Annotated in this window: 20 protein-coding genes and 1 pseudogene; 14 read left to right on the top strand and 7 right to left on the bottom strand. The window is 64.8% G+C overall.

Going from position 1 to position 19933, the window contains the following annotated elements:
• Nucleotides 1-25: 25 nt before the first annotated feature.
• The gene (locus tag ACE10W_RS13145) at nt 26-772 is read right to left on the bottom strand and encodes a hypothetical protein (protein WP_028172137.1); all 747 of its coding nucleotides are present in this window, start codon (nt 770-772) and stop codon (nt 26-28) included.
• Nucleotides 773-1066: 294 nt separating this feature from the next.
• Here ACE10W_RS13145 and ACE10W_RS13140 point away from each other — a divergent pair, with 294 nt between their 5' ends.
• Together ACE10W_RS13140 and ACE10W_RS13135 are read left to right on the top strand one after the other, a co-directional pair.
• Nucleotides 1067-2098, top strand: a complete 1032-nt coding sequence (locus tag ACE10W_RS13140; protein ID WP_304552002.1) for an ABC transporter substrate-binding protein — start codon at nt 1067-1069, stop codon at nt 2096-2098.
• Nucleotides 2095-4788 carry a hybrid sensor histidine kinase/response regulator gene (locus tag ACE10W_RS13135; RefSeq protein ID WP_304552000.1) on the top strand — a complete coding sequence of 898 codons (2694 nt, stop codon included), beginning with the start codon at nt 2095-2097 and terminating at the stop codon, nt 4786-4788. Before ACE10W_RS13140 ends, ACE10W_RS13135 begins: the two co-directional genes overlap by 4 nt.
• Here ACE10W_RS13135 and ACE10W_RS13130 read toward each other — a convergent pair.
• The gene (locus ACE10W_RS13130) at nt 4781-5704 is read right to left on the bottom strand and encodes a LysR family transcriptional regulator (protein WP_304551998.1); all 924 of its coding nucleotides are present in this window, start codon (nt 5702-5704) and stop codon (nt 4781-4783) included. The genes ACE10W_RS13135 and ACE10W_RS13130 overlap by 8 nt on opposite strands.
• A 128-nt stretch (nt 5705-5832) precedes the next feature.
• Between ACE10W_RS13130 and ACE10W_RS13125 the strand changes: the two genes are divergently transcribed.
• The 10 genes from ACE10W_RS13125 to ACE10W_RS13080 all read left to right on the top strand — a co-directional run bounded on the left by ACE10W_RS13125 (nt 5833) and on the right by ACE10W_RS13080 (nt 15629).
• Nucleotides 5833-6771, top strand: a complete 939-nt coding sequence (locus tag ACE10W_RS13125; protein ID WP_304551996.1) for a ring-cleaving dioxygenase — start codon at nt 5833-5835, stop codon at nt 6769-6771.
• Nucleotides 6768-7394 (top strand): alpha/beta hydrolase, encoded by a 627-nt coding sequence (locus ACE10W_RS13120; protein ID WP_304551994.1) that lies wholly within the window; start codon nt 6768-6770, stop codon nt 7392-7394. The genes ACE10W_RS13125 and ACE10W_RS13120 overlap by 4 nt, the downstream gene beginning before the upstream one ends.
• Before the next feature lie 178 nt (nt 7395-7572).
• Nucleotides 7573-8355: an IclR family transcriptional regulator gene (locus tag ACE10W_RS13115; RefSeq protein ID WP_304551992.1), complete on the top strand. Its 783-nt coding sequence runs from the start codon at nt 7573-7575 to the stop codon at nt 8353-8355.
• A complete protein-coding gene (locus ACE10W_RS13110; protein WP_304551990.1) occupies nt 8352-9227 on the top strand; it encodes an ABC transporter permease in 876 nt (291 codons plus the stop codon). The genes ACE10W_RS13115 and ACE10W_RS13110 overlap by 4 nt, the downstream gene beginning before the upstream one ends.
• An 8-nt stretch (nt 9228-9235) precedes the next feature.
• On the top strand, nt 9236-10102 hold the full coding sequence (locus tag ACE10W_RS13105) for an ABC transporter permease (RefSeq protein ID WP_028172142.1): 867 nt from the start codon (nt 9236-9238) through the stop codon (nt 10100-10102).
• 28 nt (nt 10103-10130) lie between these two features.
• Nucleotides 10131-11195 carry an ABC transporter substrate-binding protein gene (locus ACE10W_RS13100; RefSeq protein ID WP_304551987.1) on the top strand — a complete coding sequence of 355 codons (1065 nt, stop codon included), beginning with the start codon at nt 10131-10133 and terminating at the stop codon, nt 11193-11195.
• On the top strand, nt 11192-12274 hold the full coding sequence (locus tag ACE10W_RS13095) for an ABC transporter ATP-binding protein (protein ID WP_304551985.1): 1083 nt from the start codon (nt 11192-11194) through the stop codon (nt 12272-12274). The genes ACE10W_RS13100 and ACE10W_RS13095 overlap by 4 nt, the downstream gene beginning before the upstream one ends.
• A 5-nt stretch (nt 12275-12279) precedes the next feature.
• Entirely contained in the window at nt 12280-12966 is a 687-nt protein-coding gene (locus ACE10W_RS13090; RefSeq protein ID WP_028172145.1) for an AroM family protein, read from the top strand.
• Nucleotides 12963-14069 carry a DUF917 domain-containing protein gene (locus tag ACE10W_RS13085; RefSeq protein ID WP_304551982.1) on the top strand — a complete coding sequence of 369 codons (1107 nt, stop codon included), beginning with the start codon at nt 12963-12965 and terminating at the stop codon, nt 14067-14069. The genes ACE10W_RS13090 and ACE10W_RS13085 overlap by 4 nt, the downstream gene beginning before the upstream one ends.
• 6 nt (nt 14070-14075) lie before the next feature.
• Nucleotides 14076-15629 (top strand): hydantoinase/oxoprolinase N-terminal domain-containing protein, encoded by a 1554-nt coding sequence (locus tag ACE10W_RS13080; protein WP_161535678.1) that lies wholly within the window; start codon nt 14076-14078, stop codon nt 15627-15629.
• A gap of 356 nt (nt 15630-15985) precedes the next feature.
• Here ACE10W_RS13080 and ACE10W_RS13075 read toward each other — a convergent pair whose 3' ends face one another.
• From ACE10W_RS13075 to ACE10W_RS13065, 3 genes and pseudogenes are all read right to left on the bottom strand, one after another.
• The gene (locus ACE10W_RS13075; protein ID WP_039184132.1) at nt 15986-16216 is read right to left on the bottom strand and encodes a hypothetical protein; all 231 of its coding nucleotides are present in this window, start codon (nt 16214-16216) and stop codon (nt 15986-15988) included.
• 35 nt (nt 16217-16251) lie between these two features.
• Nucleotides 16252-16488 (bottom strand): hypothetical protein, encoded by a 237-nt coding sequence (locus ACE10W_RS13070; protein WP_304551977.1) that lies wholly within the window; start codon nt 16486-16488, stop codon nt 16252-16254.
• A gap of 146 nt (nt 16489-16634) precedes the next feature.
• Nucleotides 16635-16815, bottom strand: a pseudogene (locus tag ACE10W_RS13065) (ABC transporter substrate-binding protein); the annotation flags it as partial.
• 184 nt (nt 16816-16999) lie between these two features.
• Between ACE10W_RS13065 and ACE10W_RS13060 the strand changes: the two are divergent.
• Complete coding sequence (locus ACE10W_RS13060; RefSeq protein WP_165448148.1) at nt 17000-17173, top strand: hypothetical protein; 174 nt, start codon at nt 17000-17002, stop codon at nt 17171-17173.
• 8 nt (nt 17174-17181) lie between these two features.
• Nucleotides 17182-17565, top strand: a complete 384-nt coding sequence (locus ACE10W_RS13055) for a hypothetical protein (RefSeq protein WP_304551975.1) — start codon at nt 17182-17184, stop codon at nt 17563-17565.
• Nucleotides 17566-17896: 331 nt separating this feature from the next.
• Here ACE10W_RS13055 and ACE10W_RS13050 read toward each other — a convergent pair whose 3' ends face one another.
• Both ACE10W_RS13050 and ACE10W_RS13045 read right to left on the bottom strand, forming a co-directional pair.
• Nucleotides 17897-18031, bottom strand: a complete 135-nt coding sequence (locus ACE10W_RS13050) for a hypothetical protein (RefSeq protein WP_370204064.1) — start codon at nt 18029-18031, stop codon at nt 17897-17899.
• A 368-nt stretch (nt 18032-18399) separates the two neighbouring features.
• A complete protein-coding gene (locus ACE10W_RS13045; RefSeq protein ID WP_028172151.1) occupies nt 18400-19896 on the bottom strand; it encodes an ABC transporter substrate-binding protein in 1497 nt (498 codons plus the stop codon).
• Nucleotides 19897-19933: the final 37 nt, after the last annotated feature.

The following is a 19933-nucleotide window of genomic DNA, read 5'->3' as shown; positions in this document are numbered from 1 at the left end:
AGAATGTCGTCGAAGGCGTCCGGCATCAGAACTGGCCGGGCGGCAGCTTGAAGATGTCGGGGCTCTTGGCGTCGGCCACGTAGAACAGCAGCAGGCTGGTCGGGGTCAGCACACGCTGGTTGTTCTCCTTGTTCTCGAACGTGCCTTGGAGCAGCAGGATCACCGAGCGGTCCTTGGCGTCGCTGCCGCGGAACATCACGATGCCGCCGGCAACCGGCATGTTGACCGCGATGGAATCAGGCTTGAAGCCTTCGCCCATGAAATGGGCGCGCAGGATGTTGGCGTTGGAGAACAGCTTTTCCGGCGTTATCGCCGCGTCGGTCCCCTTCGACCAGACGGCGCCCACCTGGATCAGCGACTTGGACTTGTAGCCGAACACGTAGGAGAGCTCGGCGGTACCGCCGTTCGGCAGCAGCTCGGGAACCGACATGAGGATGCTATGCGTCAGCTCGGACGCGTTGTCCTGCGCCTTGATGGCGTCGGGCTTGGCGTTGAAGTCCTTGATCATCGCCGCGCGCACGTCGGCTTCGCCCATGCCGAACTTGGCGGAGCGGAAGCCGTCGATTGACTTTGCCTTGTCGTCCGCGCCGGCGCTCGGCGCCTCGGTCGTGGCCGCCGCCGGGGCGCCGGCCGCCGGAGCAGCCCCAGCCGCAGCAGCCTTCGGGGCTTGCGCCGCCTTCTGCTTTGGAACGGCGCCCTGAGCCGCCACCGGACCTGTAGCCACAAAGGTGAGAAGGCCGACGAGGGCCGGAACGAGATAGATTTTGCGCATCGAGAACCTTCGAAACAACTTGAAAGAACGCTTCAAAAATCGGCAGTCACGAAATCGGCTTCTCCGAACCGCCGTCGCAACCGAGACGGAAAATGTTGCAATGCCATAAGGCGCTACAAAACATCACGGAGCAGACAAGGCTCGAAACAGCGACTCCTCAGCGGCGTAGGAATACGGTATCGGGTTGCCAAACGCTGCGAATGAACATTCACAAGCGCATTTTTTCATCAATTGTGGATGCCGGCGGTTCGCGCTAAGCATCCGCCTTGGGGCAATCATCATGCAAAGAATTTCATGACCGAACGGCCTTCCGCTTTCGCGGTCGATCGCCGCGGGTTCATTCGCCTTGCGGGGACAAGCGCTGCGGGATGGCTCGCGCTCGGCGCAACATCTGATCGCATGCGGATCGTCGCCTCGCTGACGGGATTACCGCTCGACGACGAATTGACCAGAAGGAGCATGACCGACAGCCCGACCTCCCGCCTCGGCGGCCTCATCGTGGGTTTGAGGCAGCGAGGCTGGGTCGAAGGCGTCAACTTCCGCCTCGAACTCCGTTCGACTTTCGGCAGCTCCGATAGACTGAAGACCGCGGTCCAGGAATTGCTGGAGCTGAAGCCGGACGTGATCCTGACCGGCTCGACGATCGAAACCGCGGCAGTCCTGGCAGCCACCAAAACCATCCCGATCGTCTTCGCGACGGCCAACGATCCCGTCGGCAATGGCTTCGTGGAGAGCCTCGCGCATCCCGGCGGCAACGTCACCGGCTTCACCAACAGCTCCGCCGAGATGGGCGGCAAATGGCTTCAGCTCATCCGGGAGGCCGTGCCTGACGTTGCGCGCGTCGGTGTGCTGTTCAACCCGGCGACCACGCCGCGCGGCGGGCGCTTCTTCCTCGACTCCATCGAGCAAGAGGCCGCAGCATCCGGCGTCTCCGTGGTCCCCGCCCCCGTCAACGCGCCAACGGAAATTGACGAAGTCATCAGGCGCCTCTCCGAACCGCCCAAAGCGGCGATGGTTGCGCTGGTCGACAGCTTCCTCGTGATCCACCGGCAGGCGGTCGTGGCGGCAGCGGCCAAATATCGCGTCCCCACGATCTATCCGTTCCATTATTTCATGGATGCGGGCGGGCTGATGAGCTACGGGCCGACGCTCGAAGTGCGCTCGGCCGACTATGTCGATCTGATCCTGCGCGGCACCAAGGCCGGCGATCTCCCGGTGCAATCGCCACGCAAATACGAGCTGCTGATCAACCGCACGGTCGCCCGTACGCTGGATTTGACCATACCGTTCACGCTGCTGGCACGCGCCGACGAGATCCGCGAGTGAACGAGCAGGTCGACCAGGGACATTTGCGGACGCCTCCCGGCCGGCTGTTCCGCAAATATCTCTACTCGATCGTCGCCCTCGCCTTTGCCGCGCTCGCCATCAACACCGGCTTCGACGTCTGGTTCTCCTATCGCGAGCAGAAGCAGCTCCTCGCGGCAACCCAGCGCGAGCAGGCAGCGTCTGCGGCGATTCAGATCGGCCAGTTCATCGGCCAGATCGAAAACCAGATCAGATGGCTTTCCCGCCTGCCCCCGGAGCTGTCGACGAACGAGGACGAGCGCTTGAACGCGATCCGCCTCCTGCGCCTCTCGCCTGCGATCGCGGAGATTGCCGAGCTCGACGCGCAGGGCCGCGAGCAGGTGCGCGTGTCGCGCCGTGTCGCGGACAGGGTCGGCAGCAAGATCGACCTGTCCGCTTCGCCCGCCTTCCGCGGCGCCAACGAAAGCCGGACCTATTACGGGCCGGTCTACTTCATCGGCGACACCGAGCCGTTCATGACCCTCGCCGCGCGCGGGGTCGGCCGCGGTCCCAATGTGATCGTCGCCGAGGTCAATCTGCGCTTCATCTGGGACCTCGTCGCGGGGATCAGGGTCGGCAACACCGGCAAGGCCTATGTGGTCGACCGCATGGGGCTGTTGATCGCACATCCCGATTTGTGGCCGGCGCTACGCCGCAGCGATCTTTCGGGACATGCCGACGTTCGAGCCGCACTCGATGGCGTCGGGCCGCCGTCAGGCGGCCTGGTCAAGGAAGATCTGTCCGGTCAACGCGTGCTGTCGACCTATGCGACGGTGCCCTCGCTCGGCTGGTTGGTATTCGTCGAGCTTCCGCTCACCGAAGCCTATGCGCCGATCTACGCGTCGATCGGCCGCTCGACGTTTCTCCTGGTCGCTCTGCTCGCCTGCGCGGTGCTGGTCTCGCTCTTTCTCAGCCGGCGCATGACCGTGCCGATCCAGATCCTGACACAGGGTGCGCGCCGGATCGGCAGCGGCGATCTCGGCCTGCGGCTCGCGATCAAGACCGGCGACGAGCTGGAGGCGCTCGGCGACCAGTTCAACCGGATGGCCGCGCACTTGCGCGAATCCTACGCGACGCTCGAGCGCAAGGTCATCGAGCGGACCTCCGAGCTCGAGAAGGCGCGCGACCACGCCCTCGCCGAGCATGACGCGGCCGAACGTGCGCGCAGCATTGCCGTGCAGGCCAACGAGACCAAGTCGCGCTTCCTCGCCGTCGTCAGCCACGAGCTGCGCACGCCGCTGAACGGCGTCATGGGCGTGCTGCAACTGCTGGACGACGGCAGCCTCGGCGAAGCGCAGCGACGCCATCTCGCCACCGCCGCCGCATCGGGCGAGACGCTGATCGCGCTGGTCGATGCCATCCTGGAATATGCCCGTCTGGAGGCCAGCGCCGAAACGCTGGAGATGCGCGACTTCCGTCTCGATCAGCTCATCGAGGCCGCCGCCGATCTGATGCGCCCACAGGCCTTCGGCAAGGGACTGACCTTCGATCTCGCCAGCGACGTGACGGTCAACACGTCCGTGCACGGCGATCCTGTCAGGCTCAATCGCATCCTGCTCAATTTGATCGGCAATGCCATCAAATTCACTCCGCGCGGCGGGATCGGCCTGAAGGCGTCAGCGGAGCAGCACGAGGATCACATCCTGCTGAGCATTACGGTTCGCGATACCGGCATCGGCATCGCGCCGGACATGCACGAGCGGATCTTCGAGGATTTCGTACAGGCGGACGATAGCATCGCACGGCGGTTCGGCGGCACCGGCCTTGGCCTTGCGATCGCGCGGCGGCTGACGCGCCTGATGCGCGGCGAGCTGACGGTGGAGAGCACGCCGGGCGCAGGCAGCACGTTCGCGCTTGAAGTACCGCTCGGCCTTGCCGCGAGCGGCATCGCGCAAGGTGCGCTTCCGCCGCCGTCGCGGCGGCTTCGCGTGCTGCTGGTCGACGACGATCCCGTCAATTGCCAGGTCGGCGAAGCCATCCTGAACCGGCTCGGCCATCATCCCACCATCGCCAGAAACGGCGCGTCGGCCGTCGCACTCGCCCGCGATCAGGCGTTCGACATCATCCTGATGGATCTGCACATGCCCGACATGGACGGCGTGGAAGCGGCCTCGCAGATCGGCAAGCTCGGTCTGCCGAGGATGCCGCGCATCATCGCCGTGACCGCCGACGTCTCGCGCAGCGCACGCGAGCGGCTCGCCAGTGCAGGGATCGCCAAGGTTGTCAGCAAGCCGATCCTGATCAATGCCCTGCGCGAGGCGATCGAGGACGATCCGCCGGACCAGCCGGCAGAAGTGCGGCTCGCCGCAGGCGCGTTGATCGACCGGCATTTCCTCGACGACCAGAAAGAACTGCTGGGCGCCACGCAAATCGCCAAGCTCCACCAGCTTCTGCGGCAAACGAGCCAACAACTGATCGAGGATATCGCCGAGGCTGCGGCGATCGACGATCACCTGCAGCTGGCGCGATCCGCACACCAGCTTGGCAGCGCGGCGAGCGCGCTCGGCCTCGTTCGCCTGTTCGAACGCTGCCGCGAGGTTGAGCTGGCGGTAGCCACGATGTCCGCATCCGAATGCCACGGTGCCGCCCGCGAACTTGCCGCCCTCCAGAAAGCTTCGATGAGCGCGCTGGACGAATTGCTTCTGCCCGTCGAACAGCGTTCGGTCAGCTAGCCGCGGCGCGGCTGCGTACGCCCGCCTCATCCTCCCGTCCAAACCGCTCGACCAGAAAATCAATGAACAGCCGTACCTTCACCGACAAATGCCGCGTCGGCGGATAGACCGCATAGAGCGCGAGCGGCGGCGCCGAATAATCATCCAGCACCGTGCGCAGCTCGCCTTTCCGCAAAGCGTCGGCCGCGATGAACTCCGGCAGCAGCGCGAGCCCCCTGCCCTTGATCGCGACGTCGCGCAGCACTTCGGCGTTGTTGACGCAGAGCGACCAGGTCGGCTGGATCCAGTGATCGCCATCCGCGCCGGTAAGCTTCCACTGATTGCCGGTGAGCAGGAAGCCGTAGGTCAGCGACGCATGCTCGCGCAGATCCTGCGGATGCTTTGGCGTGCCGTGCCGCGCGAGATAATCGGGCGAGGCGCAGATCATGCGCGCCACCGGCGTGATCTTGCGCGCGATCAGGCTGGAGGATTCCAGTTCGGCGATCCGCAGCGTCACGTCAAAGCCGTCCTGGACCGGATCGAGCAGATCGTCGCTCAGCACGATCTGGAGCTGAAGCTCGCCATAGCGCGCCATGAAATCGGCGAGCACCGGCCCGAGCCGCATGGTGCCGAACGACATCGGCGCGTTGACGCGCAGCAGCCCGCGCGGCGCGGACTGGGCTTGCGCCACCGCCTGGTCCGCGGCCTCGATCTCCGAGAGGATCACGACCGCGCGCTCGAAATAACGCTGGCCGTTCTCGGTCGGGCTCGCGTGGCGGGTGGTCCGGTTCAGGAGCTGGACGCCGAGGCTCTCCTCGAGGTCGGCGATGTATTTGCTGATCGCCGACCGCGACAGCCGTAGCTGACGGCCCGCCTCGGCAAAACTGCCGCTTTCGACCACCTTCACGAAGGCCCGGAGGCTAGCGACCTTATCCAAGCTGCCGCTCCAGCGATTGTTTCCAAATCGTAGACATAGACGTCATATTTGCATGGATTGTCTCCAATCCAAAGCGGAACGATATTTCCGGCCAGAGCAAGACTGCTCCCCGAATTTGGAGGACGACAATGTCTGGACTGCACCACGTCACCGCGATCGCCGGCGATCCCATCAGGAATTTCGGCTTTTACACCAGGGATCTCGGCCTGCGCTTCGTAAAGAAGACGGTCAATTTCGATGATCCCGGCACCTATCACTTCTATTATGGCGACGAGACCGGCCGCCCCGGCACTATCCTGACCTTCTTCCCCTGGGCCGGCGTGCCGGCTGGGCGCCGCGGCGTCGGCGAAACCCATCAGACCGCCTTCCGCGTGCCTCAGCGTTCGCTCGGCTACTGGACGCAGCGCTTCACCGAGAAGGGCATCGCCTATGAAGCCCTGGAGAAGCGCTTCGGCGAATCCGTGCTGCCGTTCACCGACCCCGATGGCATGGCGCTCGCACTCGTCGGCGTTCCCGGTGCCGAGAACGAGCCCGGCTGGAGCAATGGCAACGTGCCGGCCGAGCATGCGATCCGCGGCTTCCACGGCGTGACCTTGCTGCTCGACAGCGCGGCGAAGACGGCCGCCGTCCTCACCGACGTGTTCGGCTTCAAGGAGACGGGACGCGAGGGCTCGGTGATCCGCTTCAAGGCGCCGGGCGATGCCGAGGGTAGCGTCGTCGACATCTACGAGGCCAAGGGCTTCTTGCGCGGCCATCAGGGCGGCGGCTCGGTGCACCACATCGCCTTCCGTGCGGCCGATGACGCCGAGCAGGGAGCGATGGCGCAAAAGCTCGTCAGCAATCACGGCCTGCACCCGACCGAGCAGAGGGACCGCAACTACTTCCGCTCGATCTACTTCCGCGAGCCCGGCGGCGTGCTGTTCGAGATCGCGACCGATATTCCCGGCTTCGCCGTCGACGAACCCGTTGCGACGCTGGGACGCGACCTGAAGCTGCCGGCCTTCCTCGAAGCGCATCGCAAGCAGATCGAGGGTGTGTTGCCGAGCCTGGAAGAGAGTGTGTCGTGACCGAGAGCTCATTCATCCATCGCTTCGAGCCCGCGACCAACGCGGGCTCCCCTCCACTCCTGCTGCTGCACGGCACCGGCGGCGATGAGAACGACCTGCTCGGCCTCGGCAAGATGATCTCGCCCGGTGCCGCCCTGCTCTCGCCGCGCGGCCGCGTGCTTGAGCACGGCATGCCGCGCTTCTTCCGCCGCCTTGCCGAGGGCGTGTTCGACGAGGACGATGTGCGCCGGCGTGCGCGCGAGCTCGGCGATTTCGTTGGCGAGGCGCGGCAGCGCTACGGCATCGCCACGCCGGTTGCTGTCGGCTTTTCCAACGGCGCCAACATTGCAGCCGCGCTGTTGCTGCTGCAGCCGGGCGTGCTGGCAGGCGCGATCCTGATGCGCGCCATGGTGCCACTGTCGGATCCGCCCAAGGCCGAGCTCGGCGGCAAGCCCGTCCTGCTCCTGTCCGGACAGGCTGATCCGATCGTGCCGGCGAGCAACTCGGCCCGGCTCGCTACGCTGCTGTCGGAAGCGGGTGCGCGTGTCGATCACAGGGTCCTGCCAGCGGGCCATCAATTGTCGCAAGCCGACGTGACGCTCGCCCGCGACTGGATCGGCAACGTCGCCGTGGAGGCGGCCTGATCCCAAAGCGGCGTACCGCCTGACCGCGGTGCGCCGCTTCGTTATATCCGAGCGACCTTCCGCCGCATCTGCGCAATCGGGCACCACCCTGCCGGAAATTTCCGCTTGCTCGTTTCCGCGCCAGGCTTAGAATTTGGGACAAGGTTCCGAAATGTGGAACTACCTTGGACCGACCTGCATGAGCGCCCTCACCAACGTGATCGAGATCCTGCGCTGCTTTTCCAGCGCGCGGCCGGATCTGTCGTTCGCGGACGTGATGGCGCTGACCGGCAAGCCGAAGAGCTCGACCTCGCGGCTGCTGCGGTCGTTGCGCGATTGCGGCCTGCTCGAGCAGGATCCGCACACCCGCCGCTACCGGCCCGGCCTCCTCACCTTCGAGCTCGGCCGGCTGCACCGCGCCCATGACGATCTCATCAGCATGGCCGAGCGCGAGCTGCGCGAGGTCTGCGCGCGCACCGGCCACACCGGCTACATCGCCGTGCTCGACGGCTACGAGCAGGTCGTGCTCCGGATCGTTCCGGGCTCGAATCCCCTGCGCGTCGTCAATCCGCCCGGCCAGCGCACGCCGGCGCTCGCCACCTCGAACGGCCGCGCCATGCTCGCCCGCCTCGCCGACGAGGACGTCCGCGCGCGGGTGCCCGCGACCTATCCAAAGCTGCCACGCAACTCGCCGCAGAACTTCAAGCAGCTGATGGCGCGCCTCGACGAGATCCGCCGCACCGGAGTGTCGGAAGCTGCTGACGAATCCATCGAAGGCGTCGGCTCGCAAGGCTTTGCGCTGAAGAGCGGCGAAACCGGCGAGATGATCGGGATCGCGGTGTCCTATTCGGTGCAGGCGACCACTGCCGCCGAGCGCGCCAATGTCCGCCGTGAGCTGGCGGCGATGGCCGCAAAATTGCGGCGCATGACCGGCGATCCGCTCGACCAGGATACAGCGCGCGTTCAGACGGGGACGCGATGAGCAGCGCCACCACCCAGCGCCCCAACGGCCTTGCGCTCTTCATTCTGCCGAGCGCGCTGCTGTTCGCCCTCTTCTTCTTCCTGCCGATCGGGCTGATGGCGCTGATGAGCGTGCTCACCGGCAATCCGGTGGTGGCGCCGAAGGTCGCCTTCACCACGCGCCACTACGCCCGCATGATCGACGATCCCTTTTATCTCGAGGTGATCTGGACCACGATCCGGATCGGGCTCGTGACCACGCTGGTCGCGCTCGCGATCGGCTATCCGCTGGCGCACTGGATGGCGCGCATCAAGAGCCGCACCGGGCACGCGCTGCTGCTGATGGCGGTGCTGGCGCCGATGCTGACCGGCATCGTGGTGCGCACCTTCGCCTGGATGACGCTGCTCTCCGACAAGGGCGTCGTCAACCAGACCCTGATGTCGCTCGGCGTCATCTCTCAGCCCCTGAAGCTGATGTACACCGAGACCGGCATCGTGGTCGGCCTCGTCCACATCTACGTTCCGTTCATGGTGCTGACGCTGACCGGCGTGATCGGCGGCATCGACGAGCGGCTGGAGCAGGCCGCGGAAAATCTCGGCGCGAGCCCCTTGCGCGCCTTCCTCGAGGTGACGCTGCCCTTGAGCCTGCCCGGCATCCTCGCCGGCTCGCTGCTGGTCTTCGCGCTCGCGATCAGCGCCTATGTCACGCCAATCCTGCTCGGCGGCTTCCAGATCATGACGCTGCCGATCCTGATCTACCAGCAGATCTCGGCGAACTTCAACGTCGGCTTCGCCGCCGCGCTCGGCATCATCCTGCTGATGATCTCGCTCGGGCTCGTCGTCGCCTATAACCGCGCGCTCGGCCTCGTCTCCGGCCAGCGCGAATTGCAGTGAGGCCGACGATGCAAACCACCGCCTCGCACAGCCCATCGCTCGCGGCGGCCCGGCAGGCAGCTCCCGCGCGGACGACGGGAAGCGTCAGGCATTACGGCCGCTATCTCTATCTCGCCGTCAACATCGCCATCCTGATCTTCCTGCTGGCGCCGATCGCGATCGTCGTCGTGTTCGCCCTGAACCCGACGCCGTTCATCCAGTTTCCGCCGGTCGGCGTGTCCTTGCGCTGGTTCGAGAAGTTCTTCGCCTCGCGCGACTTCATGCATGCGCTCGGTTTCAGCCTCGAAGTCGCCGTCCTCACCACCATATCGGCAACGATCCTCGGCGCATCCGCGGCGCTCGCGCTCGCGCGCGGCAATCTGCCGGGCACGCGGCTGATCGTGGCGACGATGCTCTCGCCCTTGATGCTGCCGGCGATCCTGACGGGCCTTGCGCTGTTCCAGACCTATGTGCTGCTCGATGTGGGACGTCCGACCTGGGGCCTCGTTGCCGGCCACACGCTGGTGACGCTGCCTTACGTGGTGCGCACGACGCTTGCCGTGCTGCATAATTTCGACCTGCGCCTCGAGGAAGCCGCGCGCAATCTCGGCGCAAGTCCCTTGCGCACCTTCTTCGAGGTGACGCTGCCGCTGATCAAGCCGGGCGTGCTGGCGGGCGCGATCTTCGCCTTCATCGTTTCCTTCGACCAGTTTCCGGTGTCGCTGTTCCTGGTCTCACCGGGCAACGAGACCCTGCCGGTCACGCTGTTCAACTATCTCAAGTTCGATCTGGACGGCACCATCGGCGCCGCCTCGGTGGTCTCCATCGTCCTCGCCTTTGTCGTCGTCATCGGGCTCGATCGCACGGTCGGCCTGCGCTCCTACGTCAAATTGTAACCGCTCATTGCACCGAAGGAATCGAGACATGATGAAAGCTCTGGGATCCTCACGGCTCAGCCGCCGCCGCTTTCTGACCGCGAGCGCCTCGCTCGGCATCGGCACGATCGCCGCACCCTATGTCGCGCGCGCCGACGATCCGACGCTGCGCATCACCGGCTGGGGCGGCAAGTGGGGCGAGATCATGAAGGCCGAGATCGGCCCCGCCTTCGAGAGCGAGTTCAAGTGCAAGCTCCAGACCGACTCCGCCTTCCCCTATCTGCCGAAGCTCCAGGCAAGCTCGCGCTCGGCGCCGATCTACGACGTGCTGCACACCAATTCCAATGAGCAGTGGGCGGCGGCCGAGATGGGCCTGGTCGAGCCGAAGATCGATCCCAAGCTCGTCCCGAACCTTGCCGACGTCTACCCCTACGCGATCAGCGACAAGATCGTCGGCGTCTCGATCTTCACCAGCGCCATCGGCCTTGGACTTCGCACCGACAAGGGCTACGGCAACATCACCTCGTGGAAGGAGCTGTGGGACGCGAAATACAACGGCGTCCGCGGCGGCTACGTCATTCCCGTCAACAGCCTCGGCCAGGCCTTCCTGATGATGTGCGGTACCCTGTTCGGCAAGGGCCAGACCGATCTCGACGCGGCCTATGCCGCGCTGGAGAAGCTCAAGCCGATCAAGATCGTCGATTTCACCGGCGCGATGGAGAAGATGCTGCTGTCCGGCGAAGTCGGCCTCTGCGTCATCCACGATTCCGGCATCTACCGCTATGACGGCCAGAACCAGCCGACCGATTTCGTCTCGCCGAGCGAAGGCGTCTTGTCGCTCGAGCAGGTCCTGACCATCACGCCCGGCAGCAAGATGAAGGAGCTTGCCAACGCCTACGTGAACTACATGCTGCGCCCGGAGGTGCAGAAGCGCCTTGCGGAGACCGTGTGGTATTCCCCGGCCAACAAGAAGGTGAAGCTCGACGCCAAGTACGACGCCAAGCTGCTCACCACGCCCGAGAAGGTCTCGAAGCTGATCCAGGTCGACTGGAAGTGGTACAACGAGCGCAAGGACGAGATCGACCAGCGCGTCAACCGGATCTTCCGCGCATGAGCGCATCGATCGAAATCGCCGGCGTCAGCAAGGTCTATGACGGCGGCGTGCGCGCGGTGGACGCGGTCGCGATGGACATCAGGCAGGGCGAGTTCTTCTCCCTGCTCGGCCCGTCCGGCTGCGGCAAGACTACGACGCTGCGCATGATCGCCGGCTTCGAAACCCCGAGCGCCGGCGCGATCCGCGTCGACGGCGCCGACATCACCCATGTGCCCGCGCACAAGCGCGACATGGGCATGGTGTTCCAGAACTACGCGCTGTTCCCGCATCGGACCGTCGCCGAGAACGTCGCCTTCGGCCTGCGCATGCGCGGGCTCGACAAGGCGAGCATCGCAGCCAAGGTGAAGGCGGCGCTGGCCATGGTCGAGCTGTCCGGCCTCGAGGACCGCCGCCCTGCTCAGCTCTCCGGCGGCCAGCAGCAGCGCGTCGCGCTTGCCCGCGCCATCGTGATCGCACCGCGCGTCCTGCTCTGCGACGAGCCGTTAGGGGCGCTCGACAAGAAGCTGCGCCAGCAGATGCAGTTCGAGCTCAAGCAGCTCCAGAAGAAGCTCGGCCTGACCCTGGTCTTCGTTACCCACGACCAGGAGGAGGCCCTCGCGATGTCCGACCGCATCGCCGTGATGAACGGCGGCCGTGTCGAGCAGGTCGGCACGCCGACCGAGATCTACAACCAGCCCACGACGCGCTTTGTCGCCGACTTCATCGGCGACACCAACATCTTTCGCGGCGAGCGCACCACGACGAGCGCAGGCGCCTCTGCGCTCGACGTCGGCAAGGGTCTGATCCTGGCGCTCCCGTCCTCCGAGGCGCAAGGCACCGGCGTTCTCTCGGTCGCTCTGCGCCCCGAAAAGATTCGCCTCATCCCGCGCGCCGACGCCACCGCAGCCGGCAGCTCCGCCCACGGCACCGTCGAGAACACCAACTTCCTCGGCGGCGCGGTGCTCTATCGCATCACGCTCGAGGGCGGCCATCGTGTCCTCGTGCAGCAGCCCAATGCAGGCACGAGCCGCCTGTTCGTTCCCGGCAACGGTGTCACGCTCGACTGGACGCCGGCCGATCTCGTCGTCTTGAAGGACTAGACCAAATGAACATGCCATTGAAGCACCAGCGCATCGGGGTTGTCGTGATCGGCCAGAGCCCGCGCCCCACCGTCGCCTCCGAGATCGCCGCCGTGCTGTCGCCGGGCATCGAGATCGAGCTGCGCGGCGCGCTCGACGGCATGAGCCGCGCCGAGATCGACGCCATCCCGCCGATGGACGGCTACGACACGCTGTTCACGCTGCTGCCGAACGGCGACGGCGTCACCATCAGCAAGAAGGAAGTCGAGCGTCGCGCAAGCCAGCAGATCACCCGCTTCAAGCACGAGGGCGTCGGCGTGACGCTGATGGCCTGCACCGGCAAGTTTCCCAACCTCGCGGCGGATGGCCTCGTCATCCTGCCCTCGGCCATCCTGCACAATCTCGTCGAGGCCGTGCTGCCGAAAGGCCGGCTCGGCGTGTTCTCGCCGCTGCCCGAGCAGACCGTACTGATCGACAAGAAATGGCAGCGCGACGGCGTCGAGGTCGTCGGCATCACGCTGCGACCCGGTTCGAGCGACGCCGTCGTCGACGAAGCCGCACGCACGATGGCGGACCTCGAGCCCGATCTCGTGGTGATGGATTGCATCAGCTACACCAGCGCCAACAAGGCGCGCGTGCGCACGGCCTATCCGGGTCCCGTGATCCTCGGCATTGCCGCCGCGGCCCGCATCGTCGAGGAACTGGTGTCGTGAGCAAGGTGGAATTGAAGACGATCAGCCTCGAGGAGATCGAGGCGCTCGCGGTCGGCGCCTGGATTCTCGGCACCGGCGGCGGCGGCAGCCCTTATCTCGGCCTGCTCAATCTGCGCCGACTCTACGCCGAAGGCCATCGTGTGCAGTTGATGTCGCCGCTCGATCTCGACGACGAGGACTGGGTCGCGGTGGTCTCCAACATGGGCGCGCCGCTGGTCGGACAGGAGCGCCTCGCGGACAGCCGCAACATCGCGCGCGCCGTGCGGATGCAGGAAGAGATCAATGGCATCAAGTTCCGCGCCGTGATGTCGGTCGAGATCGGCGGCGGCAACGGCGTGCAGGCGCTGATGGCGGCCGCGCATCTCGGCATTCCCGTGGTCGACGCGGACTGCATGGGCCGCGCCTTCCCCGAAGCGCAGATGACCTCGGTCGCGATCGGGGACCTGCGTCCCTATCCCTGCACCCTCTACGATCCCCGCGGCATCGAGGCCGTCGTGACGAAGGTCCCGAGCTGGAAGTGGATGGAGCGGGCGAGCCGCAAGATCTGCGTCGAGATGGGCTCGATCGCCTCCACCAGCAAGGCGCCGCGCACCGGACGCGAGGTGAAGGACTGGGGCATCCACTTCACCACCACCAAGGCGATTCGCATCGGCCGCGCCGTGCAGGAGGCAAATCGTCGTCACGAGGATCCGATCGCCGCGCTGCTTTCGACCGAAGGCGGCAAGAAACTCTTCACCGGCAAGATCGTCGACGTCGCCCGGCGCACGACGGAAGGATTCTTGCGCGGTTCGGCCATGGTCGACGGCAGCGACGCGGATCGCGGCACAAAGCTAACACTCTCGTTCCAGAACGAATGGATCGTGGCCTGGCGCGGCGAGGAAGCGATCGCGACATCGCCCGATCTGATCTGCGTGCTCGACAGCGTCAACGGCCACGGCGTCGGCACCGAAACCATCCGCTATGGCCAGCGCGTCACCGTCGTGGCGCTGCCGGCGCCGGCCGTGCTGACGAGTCCCCGGGGTCTCGAATTCGTCGGCCCGCGCGCCTTCGGCTACGACCTCGACTACCGTTCCCTCTTCGCGCCCGCTGCGGCTGGAGCTTAAGATCCCATGAAGCGTATTGGCATCGATGTCGGCGGCACCAACACGGACGCCGTGCTGATCGTCGACGAGAAGGTCGTCCATTCCGTCAAGCGCCCGACCACTGCCGACGTGACCTCGGGCATCCTCGACGCCCTCAAGGCGCTGCGTGCCGAGCCTACGGCCGCGGTGAAGGTCGACGCGGTCGTGATCGGCACCACGCATTTCATCAACGCGGTGGTGCAGCGCCGCCATGTGCAGAAGATCGGCGCGATCCGCATCGGCATGCCCGCAAGCGCCTCACTGCCGCCGTTCTGCGACTGGCCGGCGGATCTCGCGACACTCGTCAACGGCGAAATCTTCATGCTGGAAGGCGGCCACGATTACGACGGCCGTCCGTTCATGCCGCTCGACACCGCCGGGCTGAAGGAGGCCGCGCGAAAAATCAGGGACAAGGGCCTGCGCTCGGTCGCGGTGTGCTCGAGCTTCTCGCCGCTCGATCCCTCCTGCGAGACGACAGCGCGCGAAATCCTCGCGGAGATCTGTCCCGACGTCGCGGTGACGCTGTCGCACGATCTCGGCCGCATCGGTCTTCTGGAGCGCGAGAATGCCGCGCTGCTCAACGCCTCCCTGCACGATCTCGCGGTCACCACGGTCGCCGCCTTCCGCAAGGCGATCGCCGACAGCGGCATCGATGCGCCGCTGTTCCTGACCCAGAACGACGGCACCGTCATGCAGGCCGAGATCGCCACCGCCTTCCCGGTGATGAGCTTTGCCTCCGGCGCCACCAATTCGATGCGCGGCGCCGCGCATCTGTCCGGCCTCGACGACGCCATGGTCGTCGATGTCGGCGGCACCACAAGCGACATCGGCCAGCTGCGTCACGGTTTTCCGCGCGAGGCGAATGCGGTCGTCGAGGTCGGCGGCGTGCGCACGCTGTTCCGGATGCCCGACCTGCTCTCGATCGGGCTCGGCGGCGGCAGCCATGTCGACGAGGACCCGGTCCGCGTCGGTCCGCTCAGTGTCGGTTACCGCCTGACGTCGGATGCTCTGGTGTTCGGTGGCTCGCGCCTCACCGCCACCGACATTGCGGTGGCCGCAGGTCTCATCGACATCGGCGACCGCTCCCGCGTCGCCAAGCTGCCGAAGCGCCTGATCGAGGCCGCGCTGCGCGATGCCTGGCGCAAGCTGGAGGAGGACATCGACCGCATGAAGACCGAGGCCGGCGACGTACCGCTGCTCGCGGTCGGCGGCGGCGCCTTCCTGGTGCCGGACCGCCTGCCCGGCATCTCCGAGATCGTGCGCGTACCGCACGGCGACTGCGCCAACGCGGTGGGCGCCGCGATCGCGCAGGTCAGCGGCGAAGCCGACCAGGTGTTCCGCGACCTCAGCCGCGAGGACGCGATCGCAGCCGCGCGCGACATCGCGGCGGACCGCGCGGTGCAGGCAGGTGCGGCACGCGACAGCCTCAAGACGGTCGATGTCGAGGACATGCCGATCGCGTATCTGCCGGGCAACGCGCTGCGCGTGCGCGTGCGTGTTGCAGGGGCGATTGCCGATCCGGATCTGCCGGCGGCGGCGTAGCGGATGCGGGCCGGGAGCCCGGCACGACGACCTCGCGTGTCGGCCTCCACCCCTGTCAAAATAAAACTCGAAAACAACCCCATGCACAGTAGCCGGGGATAGCGAGATCAATGGCTTACGCGGATAGAGCTGCTTAGGACTGAGAGAGGTGCATCCGCGGAGACAGACCCCTCACCCGAGTGAGTCTGCGTCCACCGGAGTCGCGGCCCTCTCCCGCGAGGGGAAAGAGCACCACAACGGTCATCGCCGCGGTTTGACCCGTCGGGCAAACAGGGGTATATTGCCAACATCGGAAAATCCGCAAAGCCAGGCTACCCCATCAATGCGCTGAAGAATTCGCGTACTGACAGGCTGCTTCATTTGTCCCTGGGGCGCTGCGGCTTTTCCCTTCTCGCCGCCTGCGAGGTTCGGCTTGCGGGGACCTCAAAGACCGCAATACGGCGATCGAGTTGCCACAGCTCGACGTCGTTGACATCAACCAGTTGCGCAGCACGTTCTCGTGCTTCCTGCTCGTCGGCACACTGCAATTTGGCTACGCTTATCACGTGGCGGTGCTGATCCAAAAGGTAAGCCCTGTAATGAGCCATCCCCACACCTCCCAACGGCCGCGTTTATCTGATCATCACCTCAATCCTTCAATCAGCGCTCTCCAGCCGAACGCATCGTTCGCCGTCAGCAGCAAAGCGCCAAGCGTTGCCAAGTAGGATGGCAGTTCGCAATCAGGACGCGCGTTCATATTGGCGACAAACGAGGCGACCGCGTTCTTGAGATCGCCTCGGTCCAGATGATCGAAGGCCCGTTGCTTGCAACGCTCGACATATCTATCGCGCGCCAGCTCAATGAGCAGGGAACGTTCCATTTCGTCTCCCCCAACCGATGACTGTTTTCAATCGTTGGGGAATTGGAACGGACCGGGCTTTTTCCGTCTGTTCGAAAAGCGACAAACGGATCTCTTTTGCTCGCAAGTGTGGGAATTGAGATACAGGCCGCTCGTTGATGGCAACGCAGCGGCGCGGCCTGAGCGGCCGGATCGGAGATGAAGCGGATCGTCACCTTCGACAGCTTGATCGCCGAGGCGTTGCGGTAGTCGGCCCATTGTTGAGCGTGATCGAGGAGCCCTGGCCCAAGCGCCGAGCTGGTACGGCCCTGTCCCGACCGGCTGCGTGACGTTGGTCGCCGTGCCCCTCGCTCGCGACACACCCTCGCGGGACTACTTGCGCAACATTGACCCCGACGACATCGAGACAAACAGCGGGAAGCCGAGAACTTGAAATAAAAAGTGAAAAGAAGAGCGGGGATATTCCTCAAAGCTGACTTGATTTCTCTCTCCGCTCGCTCTCCTGGCGCAACTAATTGATGAGTAAGCAGTGATGACTGATCAGCAATTAGCCCTGGAAGCGATTAGCGACGCGCAACTCATACTGGAAGAATACCTTCAGCCCTGCCCCAAGGATAATGCGCTTATCCTTGAAAAGTTGGTGGAAGTCCTCGAACGGCCTGCCTTGATCGTTGCCGTAAGTCGATTGCAGCAACAGGGCAATTGAGCGCGTCCATGAGCAAACCCCTTCAATCGTTTGCTTTAACCGTTTGCATTGCTGCGCTCTCATTGCTCGAAATGACTAGCGTGCATGCCAAGCAACAATGCAGGACCGCAATGCCGCCAAATCCGCAAGGGCAATGGTGGTCTTATCGTCTCATTGACGGACAAAAATGCTGGTACGCGGGTAAGCCCATGCTGTCGAAAGCATTGCTGGAATGGCCTATGGAGCGGTCCCCCCAACTCGGTGCTCGCGGAGAAGCGACAGGCATTGTCATAGCTAGCAAGCCCGGCAATCCCCTGGATGCACGAGCGTTGGCACTGAAAGAGGGCCCTGACACTTTTGAAGAGCGATGGCGTGCCAGGATCATCTCCAGCTCAAACACAGGGCATGACTGACCGATACTAACGACCTAAGCGATCCTGCATACCGCTTATCGCGGGCGAGTACTTTCGACTGCCTGTTCGCGGCCGTGCGCTTGGTTACATCATGCAATCACGCGCCTGAGTTCGTCCAGAACAACGCCCCTCCGCAACTCGTGCGCAGCAGCCGTCAAATGAGAGCCTACGATCAGACCGAGCCGCCTTAAAGTCAGGAGAGCAACGGGGTCACACAGCTCGATAGAAAGTCCGGCTCCCAAGGTCGCAAGGGCGCGTTGCTCATCCGCGTCGAGATCAGTCCACAAGATGCCTTCCATCAAAGCACCTAAAAATTGTCCCCAAGGGTATCTCAAAACCCAAACGCGTGCCTGATCTGCCGCAGCATGGCCATGGCCGCGTCGGTGTACTGACCGTTGGTTAGGTATCGATCCACTTGCGCTGTGCTAATCAGCGCCACAACTGCCACCGTAAAGCCCTTAAACATTGGGCCTCTCCTGAAAGAGACCGCCAACCGGGCGTGTCGAAATATCCAACCGTTCTTAGAATACGCTGCCCGCGCATGGCGACGAGCTATATGCAAATGGTGACACTGACGGGTAACCAGTTCCTTAACGAGCGCGATGTCTGGATGGGGGCGCGCCGTGGGCTGAGGCCAGGGCTCTAGAGACCGCCACCGGATGGTCGGCTTAAGATCGCGCTCTCCGCGAATTCATCTCGCGAGATTCGTGTGCGGAGACAGACCCCTCACCTTGCGAGTCAGTGTCTACCGGCGTCGCCGCCCTCTCCTACAAGGGGAGAGGGCACAGCAACGGGCAGGGCGCGCCTCGAACGACGAGGGTGCCCCCGCGCCCCCTACTCCCAATACCAGGTCGAGAAATCGTTCTCGTATTGCGGGACGTCCTTCCAGACGCCCTTCAGCTTCTTGGCTGTGATGGTGATGAGCTGCGGCTGGTACATGTAGGCGGAGACGGCGTCGGTGGCCAGCATGCGCTGGGCGTCGCCGAGCAGCTTGGCGCGGGCGGCTTCATCCGGCGTGGACACGATCTGCTTGTAGAGCGCGTTGAAGGCCTCGTTGTTGTAGCCGAGATAGTAGTCCGGCTCGGTGATCTTCACGAGGTCGAACGGCTCAACATGGCTGACGATGGTGAGGTCGAAATTGTGCGGACCATTGCCGGCGAATACCTGCGACAGCCATTGCGCCCATTCGACGTTCTCGATCTTGGCGATGATGCCGACCTTGGCGAGCTGGGCTGCGACGATCTCGCCGCCCTGCCGCGCATAGGACGGCGGCGGCAGCTTCAGCGACAATTCGAGCGGCGTGGTGACGCCGGCCTCGGCGAGCAGCTTCTTGGCCTTCTCGGGGTCGTAGGGGTTGATGCCTGTGGTGTCGACATAGCCGAGCGATCCCGGCACGTAGAAGCTGCCGATCGGCGTGCCGAAGCCGTCGACGGCACCGTCGATCATGGCCTTGCGGTCGATCGCGGCGAGGATGGCGCGGCGGACGCGGACGTCATCGAGCGGCTTCTTGCGCTCGTTGATCGCGACGATGGTCTTGGCCTTGGAGCCGCCGACCAGAACCGTGAAACGCGGATCGGCCTTGAACTGGGCAATGGTGCGCTGGGCCGCGACGCGCGGGAAGGCATCGACGTCGCCGGAGAGCAGCGCCGCGGTTTGCGCCGCCGGATCGGAGATGAAGCGGATCGTCACCTTCGACAGCTTGATCGCCGCGGCGTTGCGATAGTCGGCCCATTTGGTCAGGGTCATCGAGGAACCCTTGGCCCAGGCGCCGAGCTGATACGGCCCGGTGCCGACCGGCTGCGTGACATTGGTCGGCGCGCTCTTCGGCTCGACGATCGAGCCGCTCGCCTGCCCCAGCAGGAACGGCAGGTTCGGCTCGGAATTCTTCAGGGTGATCACGACCGTGTCGGCGTCGGGCGCGGCAACGGACTCGAAGCTCTGGAACAGGCTCTTGTCCTTGTTGGTGCTGGTCGGCACCGCGTTGCGCTCGAACGAGAACTTCACCGCGGCGGAGTCGAACGGCTCGCCGTTGTGGAACTTGACGCCCTTGCGCAGCTTGAAGGTGTAGGTCTTCAGGTCGGGCGAAGCGGTCCAGCTCTCCGCCAGCAGCGGCGAGGTGGTGCCGTCCTCGTTGATCTTGGTTAGGGTCTCGTAGATGTTGTAGAGCGCGACTTCGGCGATCGCGGCAGCGGCCGCGTTGGTGGGATCGAGCCCCGGCGGCTCCAGCGCCATCGCCATGACGACGCTGTCCTTCTTGCTTTGTGCCAGCACCGGCAGCGGCGCCGCGACAAACGCGGCAGTGAGTGCGACGATGGATAGTTTCCTGAACATGCGTAACTCCCCTGCCTTCTTAATTCCCAGTCTACGC

It is taken from the genome of Bradyrhizobium sp. B025, assembly GCF_042257955.1.
GTDB classification, from domain to species: Bacteria; Pseudomonadota; Alphaproteobacteria; order Rhizobiales; family Xanthobacteraceae; genus Bradyrhizobium; species Bradyrhizobium diazoefficiens.
Note: the sequence above shows the minus strand (reverse complement) of the source record. Positions and strands in the feature narration are given on the sequence as shown.